The sequence below is a fragment of the Streptomyces sp. NPDC104307 genome (genome assembly GCF_055584045.1).
On sequence record NZ_JBVJMU010000027.1, the window covers coordinates 1 to 15,699 of the forward strand.

The 15,699-nt window shown below is 70.6% G+C and carries 16 protein-coding genes and 1 pseudogene; 6 read left to right on the forward strand and 11 right to left on the reverse strand.

The features are described from left to right. Positions 1-67: 67 nt before the first annotated feature. The gene (locus ACZ601_RS37540) at positions 68-616 is read right to left on the reverse strand and encodes a hypothetical protein (protein WP_469546518.1); all 549 of its coding nucleotides are present in this window, start codon (positions 614-616) and stop codon (positions 68-70) included. Between ACZ601_RS37540 and ACZ601_RS37545 the strand changes: the two are divergent. Continuing rightward, a pseudogene (locus tag ACZ601_RS37545) lies at positions 611-700 on the forward strand (hypothetical protein); the annotation flags it as partial. The gene ACZ601_RS37540 and the pseudogene ACZ601_RS37545 overlap by 6 nt on opposite strands. Before the next feature lie 235 nt (positions 701-935). After that, the gene (locus ACZ601_RS37550) at positions 936-1,169 is read left to right on the forward strand and encodes an SPDY domain-containing protein (protein WP_469546503.1); all 234 of its coding nucleotides are present in this window, start codon (positions 936-938) and stop codon (positions 1,167-1,169) included. 377 nt (positions 1,170-1,546) lie between these two features. Here the strand turns inward: ACZ601_RS37550 and ACZ601_RS37555 are convergent, their stop codons facing one another. After that, a complete protein-coding gene (locus ACZ601_RS37555) occupies positions 1,547-1,750 on the reverse strand; it encodes a hypothetical protein (RefSeq protein WP_469546344.1) in 204 nt (67 codons plus the stop codon). A 64-nt stretch (positions 1,751-1,814) separates the two neighbouring features. Between ACZ601_RS37555 and ACZ601_RS37560 the strand changes: the two genes are divergently transcribed. Further along, entirely contained in the window at positions 1,815-3,725 is a 1,911-nt protein-coding gene (locus ACZ601_RS37560) for a TerD family protein (protein WP_469546346.1), read from the forward strand. A gap of 629 nt (positions 3,726-4,354) precedes the next feature. Here ACZ601_RS37560 and ACZ601_RS37565 read toward each other — a convergent pair. From ACZ601_RS37565 to ACZ601_RS37575, 3 genes are all read right to left on the reverse strand, one after another. After that, entirely contained in the window at positions 4,355-5,008 is a 654-nt protein-coding gene (locus tag ACZ601_RS37565; protein WP_469546348.1) for a hypothetical protein, read from the reverse strand. A gap of 117 nt (positions 5,009-5,125) precedes the next feature. Beyond that, positions 5,126-5,953: an SDR family NAD(P)-dependent oxidoreductase gene (locus ACZ601_RS37570; protein ID WP_469546350.1), complete on the reverse strand. Its 828-nt coding sequence runs from the start codon at positions 5,951-5,953 to the stop codon at positions 5,126-5,128. After that, positions 5,950-7,443: a DHA2 family efflux MFS transporter permease subunit gene (locus tag ACZ601_RS37575; RefSeq protein WP_469546353.1), complete on the reverse strand. Its 1,494-nt coding sequence runs from the start codon at positions 7,441-7,443 to the stop codon at positions 5,950-5,952. Before ACZ601_RS37575 ends, ACZ601_RS37570 begins: the two co-directional genes overlap by 4 nt. 138 nt (positions 7,444-7,581) lie before the next feature. Between ACZ601_RS37575 and ACZ601_RS37580 the strand changes: the two genes are divergently transcribed. The 3 genes from ACZ601_RS37580 to ACZ601_RS37590 all read left to right on the forward strand — a co-directional run bounded on the left by ACZ601_RS37580 (position 7,582) and on the right by ACZ601_RS37590 (position 10,521). Then, the gene (locus ACZ601_RS37580; protein WP_469546355.1) at positions 7,582-8,271 is read left to right on the forward strand and encodes a TetR/AcrR family transcriptional regulator; all 690 of its coding nucleotides are present in this window, start codon (positions 7,582-7,584) and stop codon (positions 8,269-8,271) included. A 123-nt stretch (positions 8,272-8,394) separates the two neighbouring features. Beyond that, complete coding sequence (locus ACZ601_RS37585) at positions 8,395-9,111, forward strand: response regulator transcription factor (protein ID WP_469546358.1); 717 nt, start codon at positions 8,395-8,397, stop codon at positions 9,109-9,111. 180 nt (positions 9,112-9,291) lie between these two features. After that, positions 9,292-10,521, forward strand: coding sequence for a cytochrome P450 (locus tag ACZ601_RS37590; protein WP_469546361.1), 1,230 nt, complete (start codon positions 9,292-9,294; stop codon positions 10,519-10,521). 61 nt (positions 10,522-10,582) lie between these two features. Here ACZ601_RS37590 and ACZ601_RS37595 read toward each other — a convergent pair whose 3' ends face one another. Genes ACZ601_RS37595 through ACZ601_RS37620 form a run of 6 tightly spaced genes read right to left on the reverse strand, consistent with a single transcriptional unit; the run spans position 10,583 to position 15,699 of the window. Then, complete coding sequence (locus ACZ601_RS37595; protein WP_469546363.1) at positions 10,583-11,422, reverse strand: NAD(P)H-binding protein; 840 nt, start codon at positions 11,420-11,422, stop codon at positions 10,583-10,585. Next, positions 11,419-12,087, reverse strand: a complete 669-nt coding sequence (locus tag ACZ601_RS37600; RefSeq protein ID WP_469546365.1) for an antibiotic biosynthesis monooxygenase — start codon at positions 12,085-12,087, stop codon at positions 11,419-11,421. The genes ACZ601_RS37595 and ACZ601_RS37600 overlap by 4 nt, the downstream gene beginning before the upstream one ends. Continuing rightward, positions 12,077-12,676, reverse strand: coding sequence for an NADPH-dependent FMN reductase (locus ACZ601_RS37605; protein WP_469546368.1), 600 nt, complete (start codon positions 12,674-12,676; stop codon positions 12,077-12,079). The genes ACZ601_RS37600 and ACZ601_RS37605 overlap by 11 nt, the downstream gene beginning before the upstream one ends. Then, a complete protein-coding gene (locus ACZ601_RS37610; protein WP_469546371.1) occupies positions 12,673-13,911 on the reverse strand; it encodes an MFS transporter in 1,239 nt (412 codons plus the stop codon). Before ACZ601_RS37610 ends, ACZ601_RS37605 begins: the two co-directional genes overlap by 4 nt. Continuing rightward, positions 13,908-14,873, reverse strand: a complete 966-nt coding sequence (locus tag ACZ601_RS37615; protein WP_469546374.1) for an LLM class flavin-dependent oxidoreductase — start codon at positions 14,871-14,873, stop codon at positions 13,908-13,910. Before ACZ601_RS37615 ends, ACZ601_RS37610 begins: the two co-directional genes overlap by 4 nt. Positions 14,874-14,928: 55 nt before the next feature. After that, complete coding sequence (locus ACZ601_RS37620; RefSeq protein WP_469546376.1) at positions 14,929-15,699, reverse strand: SDR family NAD(P)-dependent oxidoreductase; 771 nt, start codon at positions 15,697-15,699, stop codon at positions 14,929-14,931.

Consider the following 15,699-nt stretch of genomic DNA (forward strand, 5'->3'; position numbering starts at 1 on the left):
GCATCGCCCGGATGCACAACCTCGCCCTCGCCGGATAAGCAAGGCGGCCGCCATGCCCGAGGCGGCTTCAAGATCTTTGCGGGACAGCCCTTAGGCAACCATCGAGATCTTGAGGCACACCGGCATTCGCGTCGAGGAACTGCTGGAACTCGGACATCACAGCATCATCAGTTACAACCTGTCCACGACAGGTGATGCTGTTCCGCTGCTGCAGATTGCTCCGTCCATGACGGATCCAGAGCAGCTTCTGCTGATCAACCCGGAACTGGCGGACTTTCTCGGCGCGGTGATTCAGCGAATCCGCGGTTCCGAAGGCGCCATCCCGTGCGTGGGAACCTACGACAGCAACGAGCGGATCTGGAACCCTCCCCCGGCGCCCCTGACCGACGTCGAGCGCTCCGCCGCCGAGGCCCGCACCCCGTTCACTCTCACCACCGCCAAGCCCCCGCCAGAACCGGAGACCGTCCCCGTTTACCTCGCCGACGCCGGCAACCACGACGCCCTCCTCAACGACTTCCTCAACACACACGGACAGTTCGAGAAGTGGAGAACCTGGTCCGACGACACGACCCACGCCATCCACGAGTCCCAGACCCTGCGCATCGAGCTCATCCACGAAACCCAGGCCCGCGAGACCGCCTGGACCATCGCCGCCTACGAGACCCCCGTCTCCGACCGCATGTGGGTCCTCACCGCGACCAGCACCACCCCCGCCCCGGTGCTACAGGAACTACTACTGAACCACCTCGCCGACGGCGACGGCCGGGACACCGCAATCAGAGCCGCGATCGACGAGAAGACGGTCGCCACGGCCACGCAGCCGCTCTCCGACGCCGGCTGGAAGCACACGCTGGACGGGCACGGGATCCGCTGGACGCCCCCAGCAGGGATGCGGGCCTCCGCTTCGCCCCCTAACCACACAACACCCCCAGAACCTGGACACCTGGACCGTCTGGGCCGGCCCCAACCCGAACCGACCCACCTGGGCCATCGCCGCGTCCCCGCACACCCCGAGTTCCCTGCTGGCCCACCTTTCCGAGACCCTCGCCCACGGCGTCACTCTCGGCCATCTCCGGCCCGCGGCCCCTATGTACCCGGTGCACCTGGCCACCAAGCAGGCGACGGCCCCTGCGCCTCCGGCCGGGCCCACCGCCCAGCGCACACGCTGATCACCGTCCGGCTCAGAGCGCAACCACGCAGCGGGGCGGAACAGTTCAACCGCAATGCACGTGACCTCACTGGGGATTCATGCCCTGCGAGGCACCAGCCACCACGCCTCCCCGTGACCGGCACCGTACGGCGGCTCCGGACCCCCCGACATGGGCTCCGCACCGCGGACGCAGCACGATCCCACAGCAACGCAGGCGATGCGTTGGCAGCGCTTAAGGAACGTACAGCCAGACGAACTCCGCAGGCCAACACGGCGGTCCCGTCACACCGGGGGCGGCTGCGTCGGTAGCCCCACTCGCCCACTTCCTGGCGGGTACCGGTTTGATGGACAGTCTCAGTTCGCTCCTCGAAGGCGAGTCTCAGGCAATCGCGCACGTCAAGAGGCGAGACAGTGCCGAAGCGTGGGCCGCGCGATGGCTCTCCGGCGCTTCTGCAAGCGAGCCGTTCCAAGCAGAGTGACGAGCAGCTCGCGGGTCACCAGGTAGACCCACTCCAGACAGTGGTGATGGAGCACCGTGGGCAGCGACCACTCCGGCCAGTTCAGCGGGCCGATGTCGCAGGACCGCCTCATTGCCGGCATCCAAACAATGGCAAATCGGCATACGGGTTGAAGGAGGAACGGATATCAGATCATCCTTAACGCCATGAGTCTCGCCTTCGCCTCCTTCGATGGGCCCGCCATGGGCGACCACCCTTACGACTGGGCCTTGGTTGATGTGGAGACCTCGGGCCTCGTAGCCCGGCGAGATCGCGTGCTGTCCGTCGCGGTGATCACGATCGGTCCGGACGGCCAGCAGACCGGGGAGTTCTCGACCCTGCTCAATCCGGGCTGCGATCCGGGACCGGTGGAGGTGCACGGGCTGACCATCGAGCGACTGCAGGGTGCGCCGACATTTGACCAGGTTGCCGGGCAGATCGGAGCGATGCTTCAGGACCGGATCCTGGTCGCCCACAACGCCCAGTTCGACTACGACTTCCTGGCCTACGAGTTCGCCCGTGCGCGGATGTGGCTGCCGGTGTCGCAGCGGCTGTGCACCCTGGCTCTGAATCGCCAGGTGGATCCGCCGACGGACGACATGAAGCTCGGAACCCTCGCCGCCCATTATGGCGTCCCCCAGCAGCGTGCGCACGATGCGCTGGACGACGCCCGTGTTCTGGCCGGGATCCTGCGGGCATCACTGCACCAGGCAGCGCGGCTCGATCTTCCCTTGCCGTTGGTGACCTGCCCACCCCGTGCAGAATCGCAGTTCACGCCGAAGCCGCCGAAGACTCCCTGCGCCTACCGCAATCCCGGACGGCTGACTCCCGGCGGGCCGCTCCAGCAGGGGATGAAGGTCGCGATCACCGGTGAGACCGCCCATGCCCGGGCGGAGCTGGTCGGTCGGGCGGTCGCCGCCGGCCTGAACATGATGACCTCCGTCAGCCGACACACCAGCGTGCTGGTCACCAATGAACCGACGTCAGATTCGGCAAAAGCCCGACGCGCACTCGCCGAAGGCGTGCCGGTCATCGATGAGTACGCCTTCCTACGGTTGCTGGCAGACTCCCGGCCGGGGACAGCCCATGAGGCGACGGCCGTCATTGTCGCCCCCGCGGCTGGGCCGGAAGCAGAACCAGGCGTCGGACGCATGGAGTTGGCGTCCACCACAGCCTCTGCCGCACCCGTCCCGGAAGCAGCAGATCTCCCCACGGCCGCCTCGGGTACGCCGGTACCCGCTCCGCGCCGACCAAAGCCCTCAATCGGCACCTTGGACAAGCCTCTAGCCGGGCGTCGCGTGCTGGTGCTCGGTGGCGCACATGCCGATGCCACGGCGGCTCGTACCCGCATCGTCGAACTGGGCGGGTCTGCGGCGGTCAACCTGTCCGCCAGCGTCACCGACGTCGTGCTCCTAGAGGGAGGAGAAGGCGACCGGCGCATAAGCCGCATCACCACCCTCGGACTCCCCACGCACGACCTCCACTGGCTCTCCGCTCCAACCGCCACCCCACCGGCTGTGGCGGCGCTCCGTCCTCAAGAGCCGTATGTGATGCCGAGAGGGGGCGTCATCGACCTGCCCATGCCGCACGGCAGACCCGCGCCAGAGTGGTACGTCACCGCCAGCTGGGCTCCGCAGTCCGGCTACGAGATCGACGTCGTCGCCTTCCTTCTCGACGAGGACGAGCAGGTCACCTTCGACGGGGACTTCGTCTTCTACGGGGCCCCGGAGAGCCCGGCTGGAACTGTGCGGTTGCTGACCGGCGGTCCTGCCGAACAGACCATCACCCTCAACCTGGCCTCGCTGCCGCCCGCGACGCGCAAGGTCGTGGTCGCTGCCGCCATCGACGGCGCCGCGACCTTCGGAACGGTCGGTGCGATCCAGATCGGCGCGGCCCCCGGCAGCAGCGGGTCGCCGCTCGCCCGCGCCACCCTGGACGCCGCCACCACCGAACGCACCATACTGCTCGCGGAGATCTACCGCAGAGGCACTATCTGGCGCCTACGCGCCGTCGGCCAGGGCTACGACCACGGCCTCGACGCTCTCGCACGCGGATACGGCGTCGATATCGCTGAGTGAACGCCAGCGCCGGAAGCAAAGATCTGAGCGTCCCGGCGTCCGGGTCAGGCTCGGCGACGTGGTGCGAGCGTGGACCCAGCCTTGGGCACCGGCATGCTCAGCGCCGGCCCGGCGTGCAGTCGCTGGCGGCCTTCGATGCGCTGCTGGAGCTCGGCAAAGCCGGCCCGTGATGCAGCGGGCGTAGGTGGCGAGCAGGGCGGGGACGCTGCGCTGTTGCCGGCCAAGAGGGAGGGTTCAAGCTCAACCGCCCAGCCCGTACTGCCGTCCAGAGTCGAAAGGCATCACCCCCGCGTCGGCGGGGAGGATGCGGCTCGGCCCCTGAACGCTGGCGAATCGCTCGTCTTCCCCGACCGCTGAGCTCCGGGCCGTCCTGCACAGCCCGCACGACCTGGCAAGAACACCCGGCCTTCTTGGGAGCCCTCTGGGACTTTCCTGGGACTTTCGGCCGCATCAAGGGGCACAACACCTCAACATGCCATCTGCCTGAAGTTCCCCGGGGAACTGCACCTCGCAGGTCCGCTCAGGGGGTGGCAGCCGGTCGTTCCGTCAGCTGAGTGAGTGGGCTCTTCCCGCGGCGTCCGACAGAAGGAAGCCGGCGGCGGTACCGGACGGTCACCGGCTCCGTTCCCTCACTCCGGGAGCGCCGCGCTTCCGGGCAATAGGGTGCGGTGGTGCCGGTAGAGGGAGCCGGTGCCGCCGAAGTCCTTGAGCACCGGTGCCCAGACGGCCTCGATGTGCTCGACGGCCGGGCCCTCGTCGACCCACTCGGAGAGGCTGAGCACCTGGCCGCCGTCGACGGCGATGTGTAGATGCGCGGCAATGGCTCCGGGGTAGGCGCGGTCCTCGCCCTCGGTACGCTCCTCCCCCGCCAGCAGTCCGTCGAGCCACGCACGGGCGGCCTGATCGCTCTCGGCGGGGAAGAACGCGGCCGGGAACGACTGAGGGACGGGCGCCGGTTCCTCGACCGCGGTGCCGCGGACCGCCCGGTAGTGGCGGAACACCCGGGAAACGGCTCCCGCTCCGGGCGGTGCGCCGGGGGACGGCAGCCGGTCCTCGGCGGACCACTGGGCATAGGTGAGGACGGAGTCGTCGTCACCGCTGGTGTAGACGGTCAGGGAGAGGAGTCCTTCGGGCCAGGGTCCGCGAAGCGCGTCGGCGACTGCCTGTTCGGCGGTCCGCCGGGTGTCGTCCGGTCCGCGGGTGGCGAGGGTGGTGACGAGGACGGCCGCGCTGCGCGGATCGTCGAGGGCTACCCGTACGGGGTCGGCGGAGACGTAGGACATGGTGCGGCTCCTGGGGGTCTGTCGGGGCGGGGAGGCCGAGGAGGCGGGTGCCTCCTCAGTCTCCTTCCCGGCTGATCCGTTTCCCAGAGACGCCGTTGCAGGTCTTCGTCAGGAGTGTCAACTCCGCGCAAGGAGACGGTCGGTGAGGTCGCGCAGCCGGCGTGCGGCCGCCGGGTCGAAGGCGCTGGTGCCGACCGGAATGCGACGGCCCTCGACGAGCGCGCTGAGCGCCTCCGCGGGCGGTTTGTCGATGACGGCGACGATCGGCGGCAGTGCGGCCTCGACGGGCTTGGCCTGCTGTTGCATCGACCGGATGTGGGGCAGCGTCTGCGCGTCGTACTCCCCGGAGAAGCCGGTGGCGGTGACGCCGGGGTGGATCAGTACGTAGCGGATCCCGGCCGGCCCGTGCTGCTCGGCATAGCTGACGCCGAGCAGGTCGTTGAGCTTTCCGCCCTGGCCGAGCGCCGCGCCGCCGTGGTAATTGCGGCTGAGCTGGAGGTCGTCCCACCGGACGACGTCGAGTCCGGCTCCCGGACCGGCCACGTTCACGACGACGGGGTGCTGTGCCCGGGAGAGCGGTTCGGCGAGCGCCTGGCCCAACAGGTGCCGGCTCAGGTAGAAGAGCGCGAAGTTCTCCTCGTACCCCTCGGTGGTCTCCGTGCGGCGGGACCGGTAGTGACGGGCGCAGAACACCAGCGCGTCGATCACGGGGAAGGCGGCACTGATCTCCTCGGCGGCCCGGGTGGTCTCCACGAGCAGGCTGAGGTCGGCCGTGACGAAGACGGCCCGTTCGGCGGCGCCGGCCGCGCGCGCTTCGTCGAGGAACCGCCGGCCCTTTCCGGGGTTCCGGCCGATGACGACGACCGTGTCGCCCCGGTGGAGGTACAGCTCGGCGAGTGCCCGGCCGATGCCGTCGGTGCCGCCGGCGATGACAAGGGTGTTCACTTGCCGTCTCCCGCCGTGCGGGCGGATGCGGGAATCCCGGCGGGCGAGGCCTCGTCACCCGGGGGCTCCGGGTGAGCGGCCTCACCGGCCGGTGCGGGACGGCCGGGGAGCAGGGTCGCCGCGGCCAGTACGAGGACGAGCACCACGGACACGGTCCAGTAGGCGGCGTGGAATCCGCGGACCGGGTCCCCGTCGCCCGCGGTCTGCATCACGAGCGCGACGAGCGCGATGCCGATCGACGCCCCGAGCTGGTTGAGCATGTAGAGCACCGAGCTTCCCTGCGGGACCAGGTGCGGGGGCAGGGTGCGGTAGAGCGAGGCGATCGTGGGCGCGCCCACCGCGCCGAGGCCCACACCGATGGTGAACGCGGCGACCGCCGGCCACACCTCGGACGTGTCCGCCCCGATACGGGTGAAGGCGAAGGCGCTCAGCAGCGCGAGCGCGCCGCCCGCCAGGACGAGGCTCCGTGAACCGACCCGGTCGGAAAGGCGGCCGGCCACCGGCATGGACAGGGCGGATCCGATGCCGAGCGGGGCGAGCAGCAGGGCAGCCGCGAAGCTGCCGTGCCCTTGGACCTGCTGGTGGTAGAGGGGCAGCGCGAAGAGGCTGGCGAACGTCGCGAGGCCGACGAGCGAGCCGACCGTGACGCTGGCGGCGAAGCTGCCGCGCCTGAACAGGCGCAGGTCGATGAGGGGTGCGGCCCTGCCGTCGCCTCGCGGGCGCAGGGCGTGGAAGGCGTATCCGCCCAGCAGCAGGACGGACAGGGCGAGCGGTACCAGGACGGACGGGACGGCGAACGCCGCCTGCTCGGCTGCCTGCGAGAGCGCGAGGACCCCGGCCGCGACGCCGGGTCCGACGAGGGCGAGCCCGAGGACGTCGAGCTTGCCTGCGGACGGCTTCTCCGAGGAGGTGTCCGCGGGCAGGTGCTTGAGGGCGAGTACCAGGGCGACGAGGCCGATGGGCACGTTGACCAGGAACATCCAGCGCCAGTCGGCGCCTTGGAGGATGATTCCGCCGACGACCGGACCGAACACGGGGCCGCTGGAGCCGACGACACCCATCAGGCCCATCACGCGTCCGGCACGGGCGGGTCCGGAGGCACGGGCGAGCAGCGTGAGCATCAGCGGGTCGAGCAGTCCGGCACCGAGCCCCTGCACGATGCGGAAGACGATGAGGCTGGGGGCGTTCCAGGCGAGGCCGGACGCGACCGAGCCGATCAGGAAGACGACCAGGCCGAGCAGCCACAGCCTGCGTCCGCCGAACCGGTCGACGGCCCACGTGGTGACGGGGATCGAGACGGTCAGCGCGAGCAGATAGCTGGTGGACACCCAGCTGATGGTGGACAGCGACGTGTCGAATTCGTGGGCGAGGGTGTCGGCCGCGACGGCGATCATCGAGCCGTCGAGGATCCCCATGATCCCGCCTAACAGGATCACGCCGATCAGCCGCCGCAGAGCGGGATCCAGACGTTCGTCCTGTGCTTGCGCCATGGCTGTCTCCGGTGAGGTCGGGCGAGAATTGCACTGGCTGGTGCAGCGTAGGACACCGAGACGAGCATTATCAACGAGTCGGCCTACTTAATTGCACTCACAAGTGCAATTCTCGGGCCGGCCCGGTACGATGGCCCGGTGAGCGGAACGAGCAGCCCCAAATCCCCGTCGCGAGGCCGCATCGACAAGCGGCAGGCCATCCTCGGCGCCGCCTTCACCGTGTTCGCGCAACGGGGTTACGCCCGCGCCTGCATGGAGGAGATCGCCGAGGTCGCGGGAGTCGCCAAGCACACCGTGTACAACCACCTCGGCGACAAGCAGAACGTGTTCCGCAGCGCGATGGAGGCGGCGGCCGACGACGTCATGGCGCAGAACCTCGCCGTCATCGACCTGTTCCCCGCCGGGAGCGGGACGGGTGAGGACACCGGCGCCTCGGACGACGACGCGCTCGGGCGGCTCGAAGTCCTGGCGCACCGACTGCTGTTGCGATGTTGCAACGAGCAGTCCTGGGCGCTGCGGCGCCTGCTCTACGCGGAAATCACTCAATTCCCCGATCTGCTGGAGATCGTCTGGGGCCGAGGTGCGAGCCGGCTCAAGGAAGCACTGGCCGACCGACTGGCCCGGCTGGCCCTGTCCGGCCTGCTGAGGCCCTGCGATCCGGCGGAAGCGGCCGAACACTTCCTCGCCCTGCTGACCGGTCCGATGGAGGCCCGGTCCCAGCTCGGCACCCGAGCCGTGCCAGAGGCGGAGATCCGCCAGGTGGCACAGTCGGCGGTCCGGACCTTCCTTCAGGCATACGGTGCGTCAACTTCACCTCTATCAAGGTGAGTTGACGTACAACGGCAACAGCGGACAGTCCTACGCGAAGCGCTCATGAACCTCCGTGAACGCTTCTTTAAGACCGTCGGCACGTGCCATCGGATCCGGGGCTCCGCAGAGAACATCGACTGCGTGCGCGTACTCGATCGGATCAAGGGAGACATCGTGCAGATTCTCGTGGTGGAGGACTCACACACCAGCAGCGGCGAACTGGCCCGGGCGCTCGAACGCCACGGGTACGACGTGACCTCCGTCGGCAACGGCGCGACGGCGCTGGACGCACACCGTGGTGCGGACATCGTCCTGCTGGACCTCGACCTGCCCGACATCGACGGCCTGGAAGTCTGCCGGCGTATCCGCGAGGACGCGGACACACCGATCATCACGTTCACCGACAACGGCAGCGAACTCGACCGGGTCCTCGGGCTCCGGGCCGGCTCCGACGACTGCCTCGACAAGCCTTACGAATTCCGCGAACTGGTCGCACGCATCGAGGCCGTGACCCGGCGTCGGCACGCCCGCCCGAGACGGCGGGAGCCCCTGACGGTGCTCTCCATCGGCACCCTGCGCATCGATGCCGCATCCCGCGAGGTCCTGCTGCGCGGGAGCCCCGTCGATCTCACCCGCAAGGAATTCGATCTGCTCTACTACCTCGCCCGGCACTCGGAGAGCGTCGTGAGCCGGCAGCGGCTGATGACGGAGATCTGGGAGGACCCGATGCCGCATCTGCTCGGGCCCCGGGCGACCCGCACCGTGGACACCCATGTCAGCTCCCTGCGGAGCAAGTTGGGCCGGAGCAGCTGGATACGGACGGTCAGGGGGGTGGGGTTCAGAGTCGGGCACGAGTGAGAGGAGACAGTGGGCCCGGGGACCGTCACCGCCCTCCGGCCCGCTGCTCCCCACCGGTTTTCCTTTCCCTGACAACGAATTGTCGAGATGCGGTGAATCAGCTGACCGAGACGGAAAAGGGCCGAATCTAGAGTCGGCAGGGTCCGCGTGCTGGTTCACCTCACAGACGGAGACCGTCCGATGACGACGACCGATTCCGAGCAGTCGAATGCACCGTCCGCCTGCCCTTACCACGCCTCCGGCTTCACCTCCGAACGCCTCGACCTCGATCCGGCCTACGCCGCTCTGCGCCGGGACGAGCCCGTGGCCCGGGTCACGATGCCGCACGGCGGGGACGCCTGGCTGGTGACCCGGTACGCGGATGTACGCTCCGCGCTCGCCGACCCCCGGCTGAGCCGGGCCGCCGCCGTCGGCAAGGACGTCCCGCGCTCCAGCCCTCTGATCCAGCAGGCCGACTCCCTCCTCAGCATGGATCCGCCGGACCACACGCGTCTTCGCCGGCTCGCGGCGAAGGCGTTCACCGCACGTCAGGTGGCCGCGGTCCAGCCGCGGGTGCAGGCGACCATCGACGCGCTCGTGGACGGTCTGCAGGAGTCGGGGTCCCCGGCCGACCTGGCCACCCGGCTGGCCTGGCCCATGGGCATCACGGTGATCTGCGAGACCTTCGGCGTACCGGTCGAGGACCGCGGCCGGTTTCGCGAGTGGACCGACGCGATGATGGCGCTGAGCGTCGCCGATCCCGCCACCATCCAGGACGCGCGGGACAGCCTCGACGCCTATCTGCGGGAGCTGATCGCACGGCGGATCGCCGACCCCGGCGACGACCTGCTGAGCCGGCTCGTCACCTCGCGCGAAGGTGACGACCGGCTGACCGAGAGCGAACTCGCGGTGTTCGCCGTGGATCTGCTCACCGCGGGACACGAGACGACCGCCAACCAGACCGGCAACTTCCTCTACACCCTGCTTTCCCGGCCACCGCTGTGGGAGTCCCTGGTCAAGGACCCCGCACTGGTGCCCTCCGCGGTCGAGGAACTGCTGCGCCACACCCCGCTCGCCACCAGCGTGGCACCGTTCTCCCGGATCGCCGTGGAGGACTTCCGGCTCGCCGGGCAGTTGATCCGTGCCGGGGACGCGGTGGTCGCCCAGAACGACGCGGCCAACCGGGACGAGACCGTCTTCGAGCACCCGGAGGAGCTGGACTTCAACCGGACGGTCAACCCGCACGTGGCCTTCGGGCACGGGGCGCACCACTGCCCCGCCGCGCCGCTCGCCCGGCTCGAACTCCGGTCGGTCATCGCGACGTTGGTGCGCAGGCTGCCAGGTCTGCGGCTCGCGGTGCCGGCCGAAGAGGTCGAGTGGAACACCAACCGGGTGATGCGGGGTGTCAGGCGCCTGCCCGTCGAGTGGTAGGGCCGGAGCAGCGCGTGAGCGGCGCCCCCACGGTGGGGGCGCCGCTCACGTGTGGGGCCTGTCAGCGGAAGGCTGCGGCGTTGTCCTTCGCCCACTGCGCGAAGGACAACGCCGACCGGCCGAGGACGGTCCGCACATCGTCGCTCGTCGCCTGAGGCCGGCCGTCCCGCGCCGCCTGGTGGTCCAGGAGTGTGTCGACGACCGGTGCGGGCAGGAAGGCGGCGAGCTGCTCCCGGTACTCCGCGGGCGAGACGAGACGCACCCGGACGTCCCGGCCGGCCACCGCCGCGATGAGCTCCGCCTGGCGCCGTGCCGACAGGGACTCGGGTCCGGTGATCCGCAGCGTGGCACCCCGGTGGGCCTCGTCCAGCAGCGCGCGGACCGCGACGCCGGCGACATCGGACTCATGGACCGGTTCGCTGTAGGTCTCGGGGTAGGCGAGGCGCACCGGGCGCCCGGCCCGTATGTCCTGCGCCCATTGGAGCGCGTTGGTGGAGAAGCCGCCGGGCCGGACGAAGGTCCACCCGAGCCCCGAGGCCCTCAGCACGTCCTCCACCAGCACATGCTGCTGGGCGATCGGGCTGGTGCCCGCCCCGTGGGTGTCGATGGCCAGGGAGGAGAGCAGCACGATGTGCCCGACCCCGGCAGCCGCCGCGGCCTCGGCCAGGCGGGCGGCGCCGGCCGGCTGTGCGTACAGGAAGATCTTCTGTACGCCGTGCAGGGCCTCGCGCAGTCCGTGCGGTGCGGACAGGTCGAGCCGTGTCCGCTCCACCTCCTCGGGCAGCGTCGTCAGGGAGGCGGGGTCGGCGCTCGCGGCCCGCACCTTCTCCCCGGCTTCGAGCAGTCCGCGTACGACGGAGGCGCCGACCCGCCCGCGTGCTCCGGTCACCAGAATGGTCATGTTCCGCTCCTGTCGGGGGTGATGCCGTGATGGAGGTGGAAGCGGCGGAACCCGACGGGGCGCACCCCGGGGGTCGCGCCGGTGGCCCGGAGGGTGGCCCGCCGGGCTGCCCCGTCGAGGAACGCCAGATGCGCGTCGTCGCTGGTCCACTCGGCGTAGTTGAGCACCCGGCTGCCGTCCGTGGCCGCGTGGAAGTGGGCGCTGAGCATGCCGTCGCGCTGTGCGGGCGGTGCCTCGGTGACGGCCCGCGCGACGGATTCGACGATCCGGTCCTGACGCTCGGCACCGTCCACGTCGAAGGTGGCGATGACGACGGCGCCGGGCGGTGTTCCTGAGCGGTCCAGGACGACGCTGGTGTGCAGCCGGTAGGCGACGGCCCCGGCGGCTGCCGCGCCGCGCAGGGTCCGGATGAGGTCACGATGGGCCGTGGGGCGGGTGGCCTGGACGTAGGTGAGGACCGTGTCGCCGTCCGTGCTCAGGTACGCGTGGAAGGACAGCAGGCCCTCGGGCCAAGCGGCGCCGGCCCACTGGCCGGACACCTCGTCCAGCAGGGCGAGTCCGGCGGAGCGGTCGGGGGCGTACCAATGGGTGATGTGGATCGAGGAGGCGTCCGGGCGGGCGATGTCGGGGCCGCGGCGGGTGGCGGCCCGGGGTTCAGCTCCCATAGGGATTCTCCGCCCGGGCGTTGCGCAACGCGCTTCCCCACCAGTGGAGCTGGTCGAGCAGGAGGTCTGCGGCGCCTTCGCTGCTCCTGGTGTCGAGCGGCTCTCCCTCGCCGTCGAAGGCCTCCCATGCCGTGTGGAAGCTGACGGTCTCGCGGACGGTGACGGCGTGCAGTTCGGCGAAGACAGGACGCAGGTGCTCGACGGCCCGCAGGCCTCCGGCCAGTCCGCCGTACGAGACGAATCCGACGGGCTTCGCGGCCCATTCGGTCAGGAACCAGTCCAGGGCGTTCTTGAGGGCGGCGGGGAAGCTGTGGTTGTACTCGGGGGTCACGACGACGAAGGCATCGGACCGGGCGAGTGCCGCGCGCAGCGCGTCGCGGTGCGCAACCGCCTCGGCGGGTGGTTCCTGGCCCGGTGCGGGCAGCACCAGGGGAAGGGGGTGGGCGAGCAGGTCCACGGTGTGTACGTCGAATTCGGCGCGGGCGCGGGCCCGTCGTGCGAACCACCCGGCCGGGGTGGGGCCGAGGCGCCCGTCACGGACGCTGGCCGTGATGACGGCGAGGGAGAGCGGTGGTGCGGAGCGGGTCATGCGGCTTCCTTCTGCGGGAGTGGGTGAGGGCGCCGGTTCCGGCGGAGTCCGGGAAGGGCTGCTGCCAGGCCCACGGCCGCCGCTGCGCACAGCAGGGCGAGGGCCGGGCGCCGGTCGTCGAAGGACGTCAGGAGCAGGGCGGTGAGCGGGATGAGCAGGACCGCGCCGAGTTGCACGGCTGTCTGGTAGAGCGGGATGGCGGTGGTGCGGCGGGACGCCGGAACGGCTTCGGCGGCCCGCATGTTGAGCGCGGCGAAGGACAGCACGAACCCCGCGCCGACGAGGAGCAGGACGGGCAGTGTTCCGGTGAGGTACGAGCCCGAGGGGGGCCGCCACAGGGCGAGCAGGTATCCGAGCAGGGGCGCCGCGGCGCCCAGCGCGACGAGGCGTCCCGTTCCGTGGCGCCGGACCAGGGACCCGGCGAACGGCACGGTCACCGCCAGCGGCACGCAGGCGGGCAGCAGCGCGAGCGCACCGAGCCAGGGCGGGAGTCCGAGTTCGGTCTGCGCCTGGAAGGTGAGCAGGAGCAGCAGACCGTGGTAGGTGCCGTTCAGCGTGGCCGCGCCCACACAGGTGCGCAGCAGTACGCGGTCGTGCCCGGGCGATCCGGTCGGGAGGGGCCCGGCACGGTCCGTGGCGGGGGGCGGTGCTGCGGTCTCCTCGTCGGGGACCACCCGCAGCCCCCACAGCAGCAGGGCGAGGGCGACGGGAGCGGGCACGAGGAAGATCCAGCGCCAGCCGGCCTCCAGGAGGGCCCCGGACAGCAGGAGTCCGGCCGTGAATCCCGCGGCCCCGAAGAGCGAGTAGACGGAGACGGCCCGCCGCCGCTCCGGGCCCTCGGGGAAGGCGGTGCCGATGATGGCGAGCCCCATGGGCGCCGTGAGCGCGGCGCACGCGCCCTTGGCCACCCGGGTCGCGATGAGCAGGACGGGGCCGTCGGCCAGGCCGCCCGCCACCGATGCCAGGGCGAAGCCGAGCATCGCGGCGAAGTAGACGCGACGTCTGCCGAACCGGGCGGCGAGCCGGGGCCCGGTGGTCAGCAGGGCCGCGAACCCGAGGGCGAAGCCGCTCATGAGCCCTTGGACGGTGAACAGCGACAGACCCTGGTCGTCCGCGATCACCGGCAGGGCGACGAGGACGATCGAGACCTCGATCGCGTCCAGGACCATGTTCCCGGACAGGACGAGCAGCAGCGCCCACGCCGGTCCGGCGGGAGCCCGGTCCGTGTCCGTCATGGCAGGAGGCGCGGCAGCTGCTCGGTGACCAGCTCCAGGTTCTCGGCGACCAGGTCGTCCGGCATCCCGGCGATGCTCGCCCAGAAGATGAGGTGCTTCACGGGGAGCCCCGCGGTCAGTTCCTTGATGCGCACGGCGGCGTCCTCGGGGGTGAGGATGTCGAGCAGTCCGCGCCGGTCCTTGGCGTCCGGGTCGCGGAGGTCCTCGATGGTGAGGGGCGGCGGGCCGTCGAAGGCGGTGCCCTGGAGGGCTCCTTGCCGGTAGGAGTTCACCTGGTGGACCAGGTGGGGGCCGATGCGGTGCCAGGCGGCTTCCGGGTCGCGGGAGAGCAGGAGGGGAATCAGGTCGCTCACGCGTGCGGTCTGCGGGTCGTGGCCGCCTTCGGCCAGGCCCTCGCGGTACTGCGCGAAGCGTTCGTGCGAGATGTGCAGCAGCCCGATGCCCAGCCGGCCCGCGAGCCGGGCACCGCGCGGCCCGTAGAAACCGCCCCAGACCGGCGGCGGGTCCTGGATCGGCAGGGGCGTGATGTCCCGCTCGCGCCACAGCCGCAGGATCTCGGCGATGCGTTCCTCGGTGCGTGCGAAGCGGTGCCCGAAGTCGGCGTCGAAGAGCGCGTACTCGGGGACGCGGTAGCCGGCGCCGAGGCCGAGTTCGAGCCGGCCGTCGCTGAGGATGTCGACGATCGCAGCCTGTTCGGCGATGTCGACGGGGTGGTGCAGGGCCGGCAGGACGACGGAGGTGCCGATGCGCGCGCGGCGGGTGCGGGCGGCGACGGCCGCCGCGAAGGTCAGTGGCTGGGGCAGGTAGCCGTCCTCGAAGCGGTGGTGCTCGGTGAACCACAGTCCGCCCGCACCGCGGCGGTCCGCTTCCTCGCAGAACTCCAGGGTCCGCGCGTAGTGGTCGGCCCAGGGTCGCTGCCACTGACCGGGGTTGCGCAGGTCGAAGAGGAGTCCGACGTCCATGACAGATGCCTTTCGAAGGGGGGTGGCGGACATGTCCGGGGCGGGGCGGAGGCACTCAGCCGAGGAGGGTGCCGCCGGTGGCGTCGACGAAGGAACCGGTGATCCAGCGCGCTTCGTCGGTGGCGAGGAAGGTGACGACGTCGGCGACGTCCCCCGCCTCCCCCACGCGCTGGAAGGCGGACAGCTTGGCCATCTCCGCCACCGCTTCGGGGATGCCGAAGACGGGGCTCCCGTTGTCGGTGATCCCCGGCGCGACGCTGTTGATCGTGATGCCGCGGGGGGCGAGCTGCCGGGCCAGGTGCAGCGTGAGCTGTTCGATGGCGCCCTTGGTCATGGCGTACGCCACCTGGCCGGGGTTGGCGACCCGGGTCAGTCCGGAGGAGATGTTGATGATCCTGCCTCCCTCGGGGACGGACGGCAGGGCCCGCTGGATCAGGAAGTAGGGGGCCCTGGCGTTGACGGCGAAGAAGCGGTCGAACTGCTCGGGGGTGACGTCCTCGGGGGCGACGCCGTCCTGGGTGGTCTCGCCCGCGTTGTTGACGAGGATGTCGAGGGTGGTCTCGCCGGTCCGCTCCTTCAGCCCGCGTTCCAGGCCGAGGAAGAGTTCATGGACGTCGCCCGGGACGCCCAGTTCGGCGCGCACGGTGAAGCCGCGGCCGCCCTCCTGCTCGATGGTTTCCAGCGTCGCGTCGGCGGACTTCTCGTCGTTCGCGTAGTGGATGGCGACGAGGGCGCCCTCGCGGGCGAGCCTGATCGCGATGGCGCGGCCGATGCCCCGGCTGGACCCGGTGACGAGTGCGGTCCTGCCTTCGAGCCTGTTACTCAT

Coding starts and splice junctions, on each gene's coding strand:
- ACZ601_RS37555 (WP_469546344.1), bottom strand. CDS start 1,750: ATGCCGGCAATGAGGCGGTCCTGCGACATCGGCCCGCTGAACTGGCCG.
- ACZ601_RS37560 (WP_469546346.1), top strand. CDS start 1,815: ATGAGTCTCGCCTTCGCCTCCTTCGATGGGCCCGCCATGGGCGACCAC.
- ACZ601_RS37565 (WP_469546348.1), bottom strand. CDS start 5,008: ATGTCCTACGTCTCCGCCGACCCCGTACGGGTAGCCCTCGACGATCCG.
- ACZ601_RS37575 (WP_469546353.1), bottom strand. CDS start 7,443: ATGGCGCAAGCACAGGACGAACGTCTGGATCCCGCTCTGCGGCGGCTG.
- ACZ601_RS37590 (WP_469546361.1), top strand. CDS start 9,292: ATGACGACGACCGATTCCGAGCAGTCGAATGCACCGTCCGCCTGCCCT.
- ACZ601_RS37595 (WP_469546363.1), bottom strand. CDS start 11,422: ATGACCATTCTGGTGACCGGAGCACGCGGGCGGGTCGGCGCCTCCGTC.
- ACZ601_RS37600 (WP_469546365.1), bottom strand. CDS start 12,087: ATGGGAGCTGAACCCCGGGCCGCCACCCGCCGCGGCCCCGACATCGCC.
- ACZ601_RS37605 (WP_469546368.1), bottom strand. CDS start 12,676: ATGACCCGCTCCGCACCACCGCTCTCCCTCGCCGTCATCACGGCCAGC.
- ACZ601_RS37610 (WP_469546371.1), bottom strand. CDS start 13,911: ATGACGGACACGGACCGGGCTCCCGCCGGACCGGCGTGGGCGCTGCTG.
- ACZ601_RS37615 (WP_469546374.1), bottom strand. CDS start 14,873: ATGGACGTCGGACTCCTCTTCGACCTGCGCAACCCCGGTCAGTGGCAG.
- ACZ601_RS37620 (WP_469546376.1), bottom strand. CDS start 15,699: ATGAGTAACAGGCTCGAAGGCAGGACCGCACTCGTCACCGGGTCCAGC.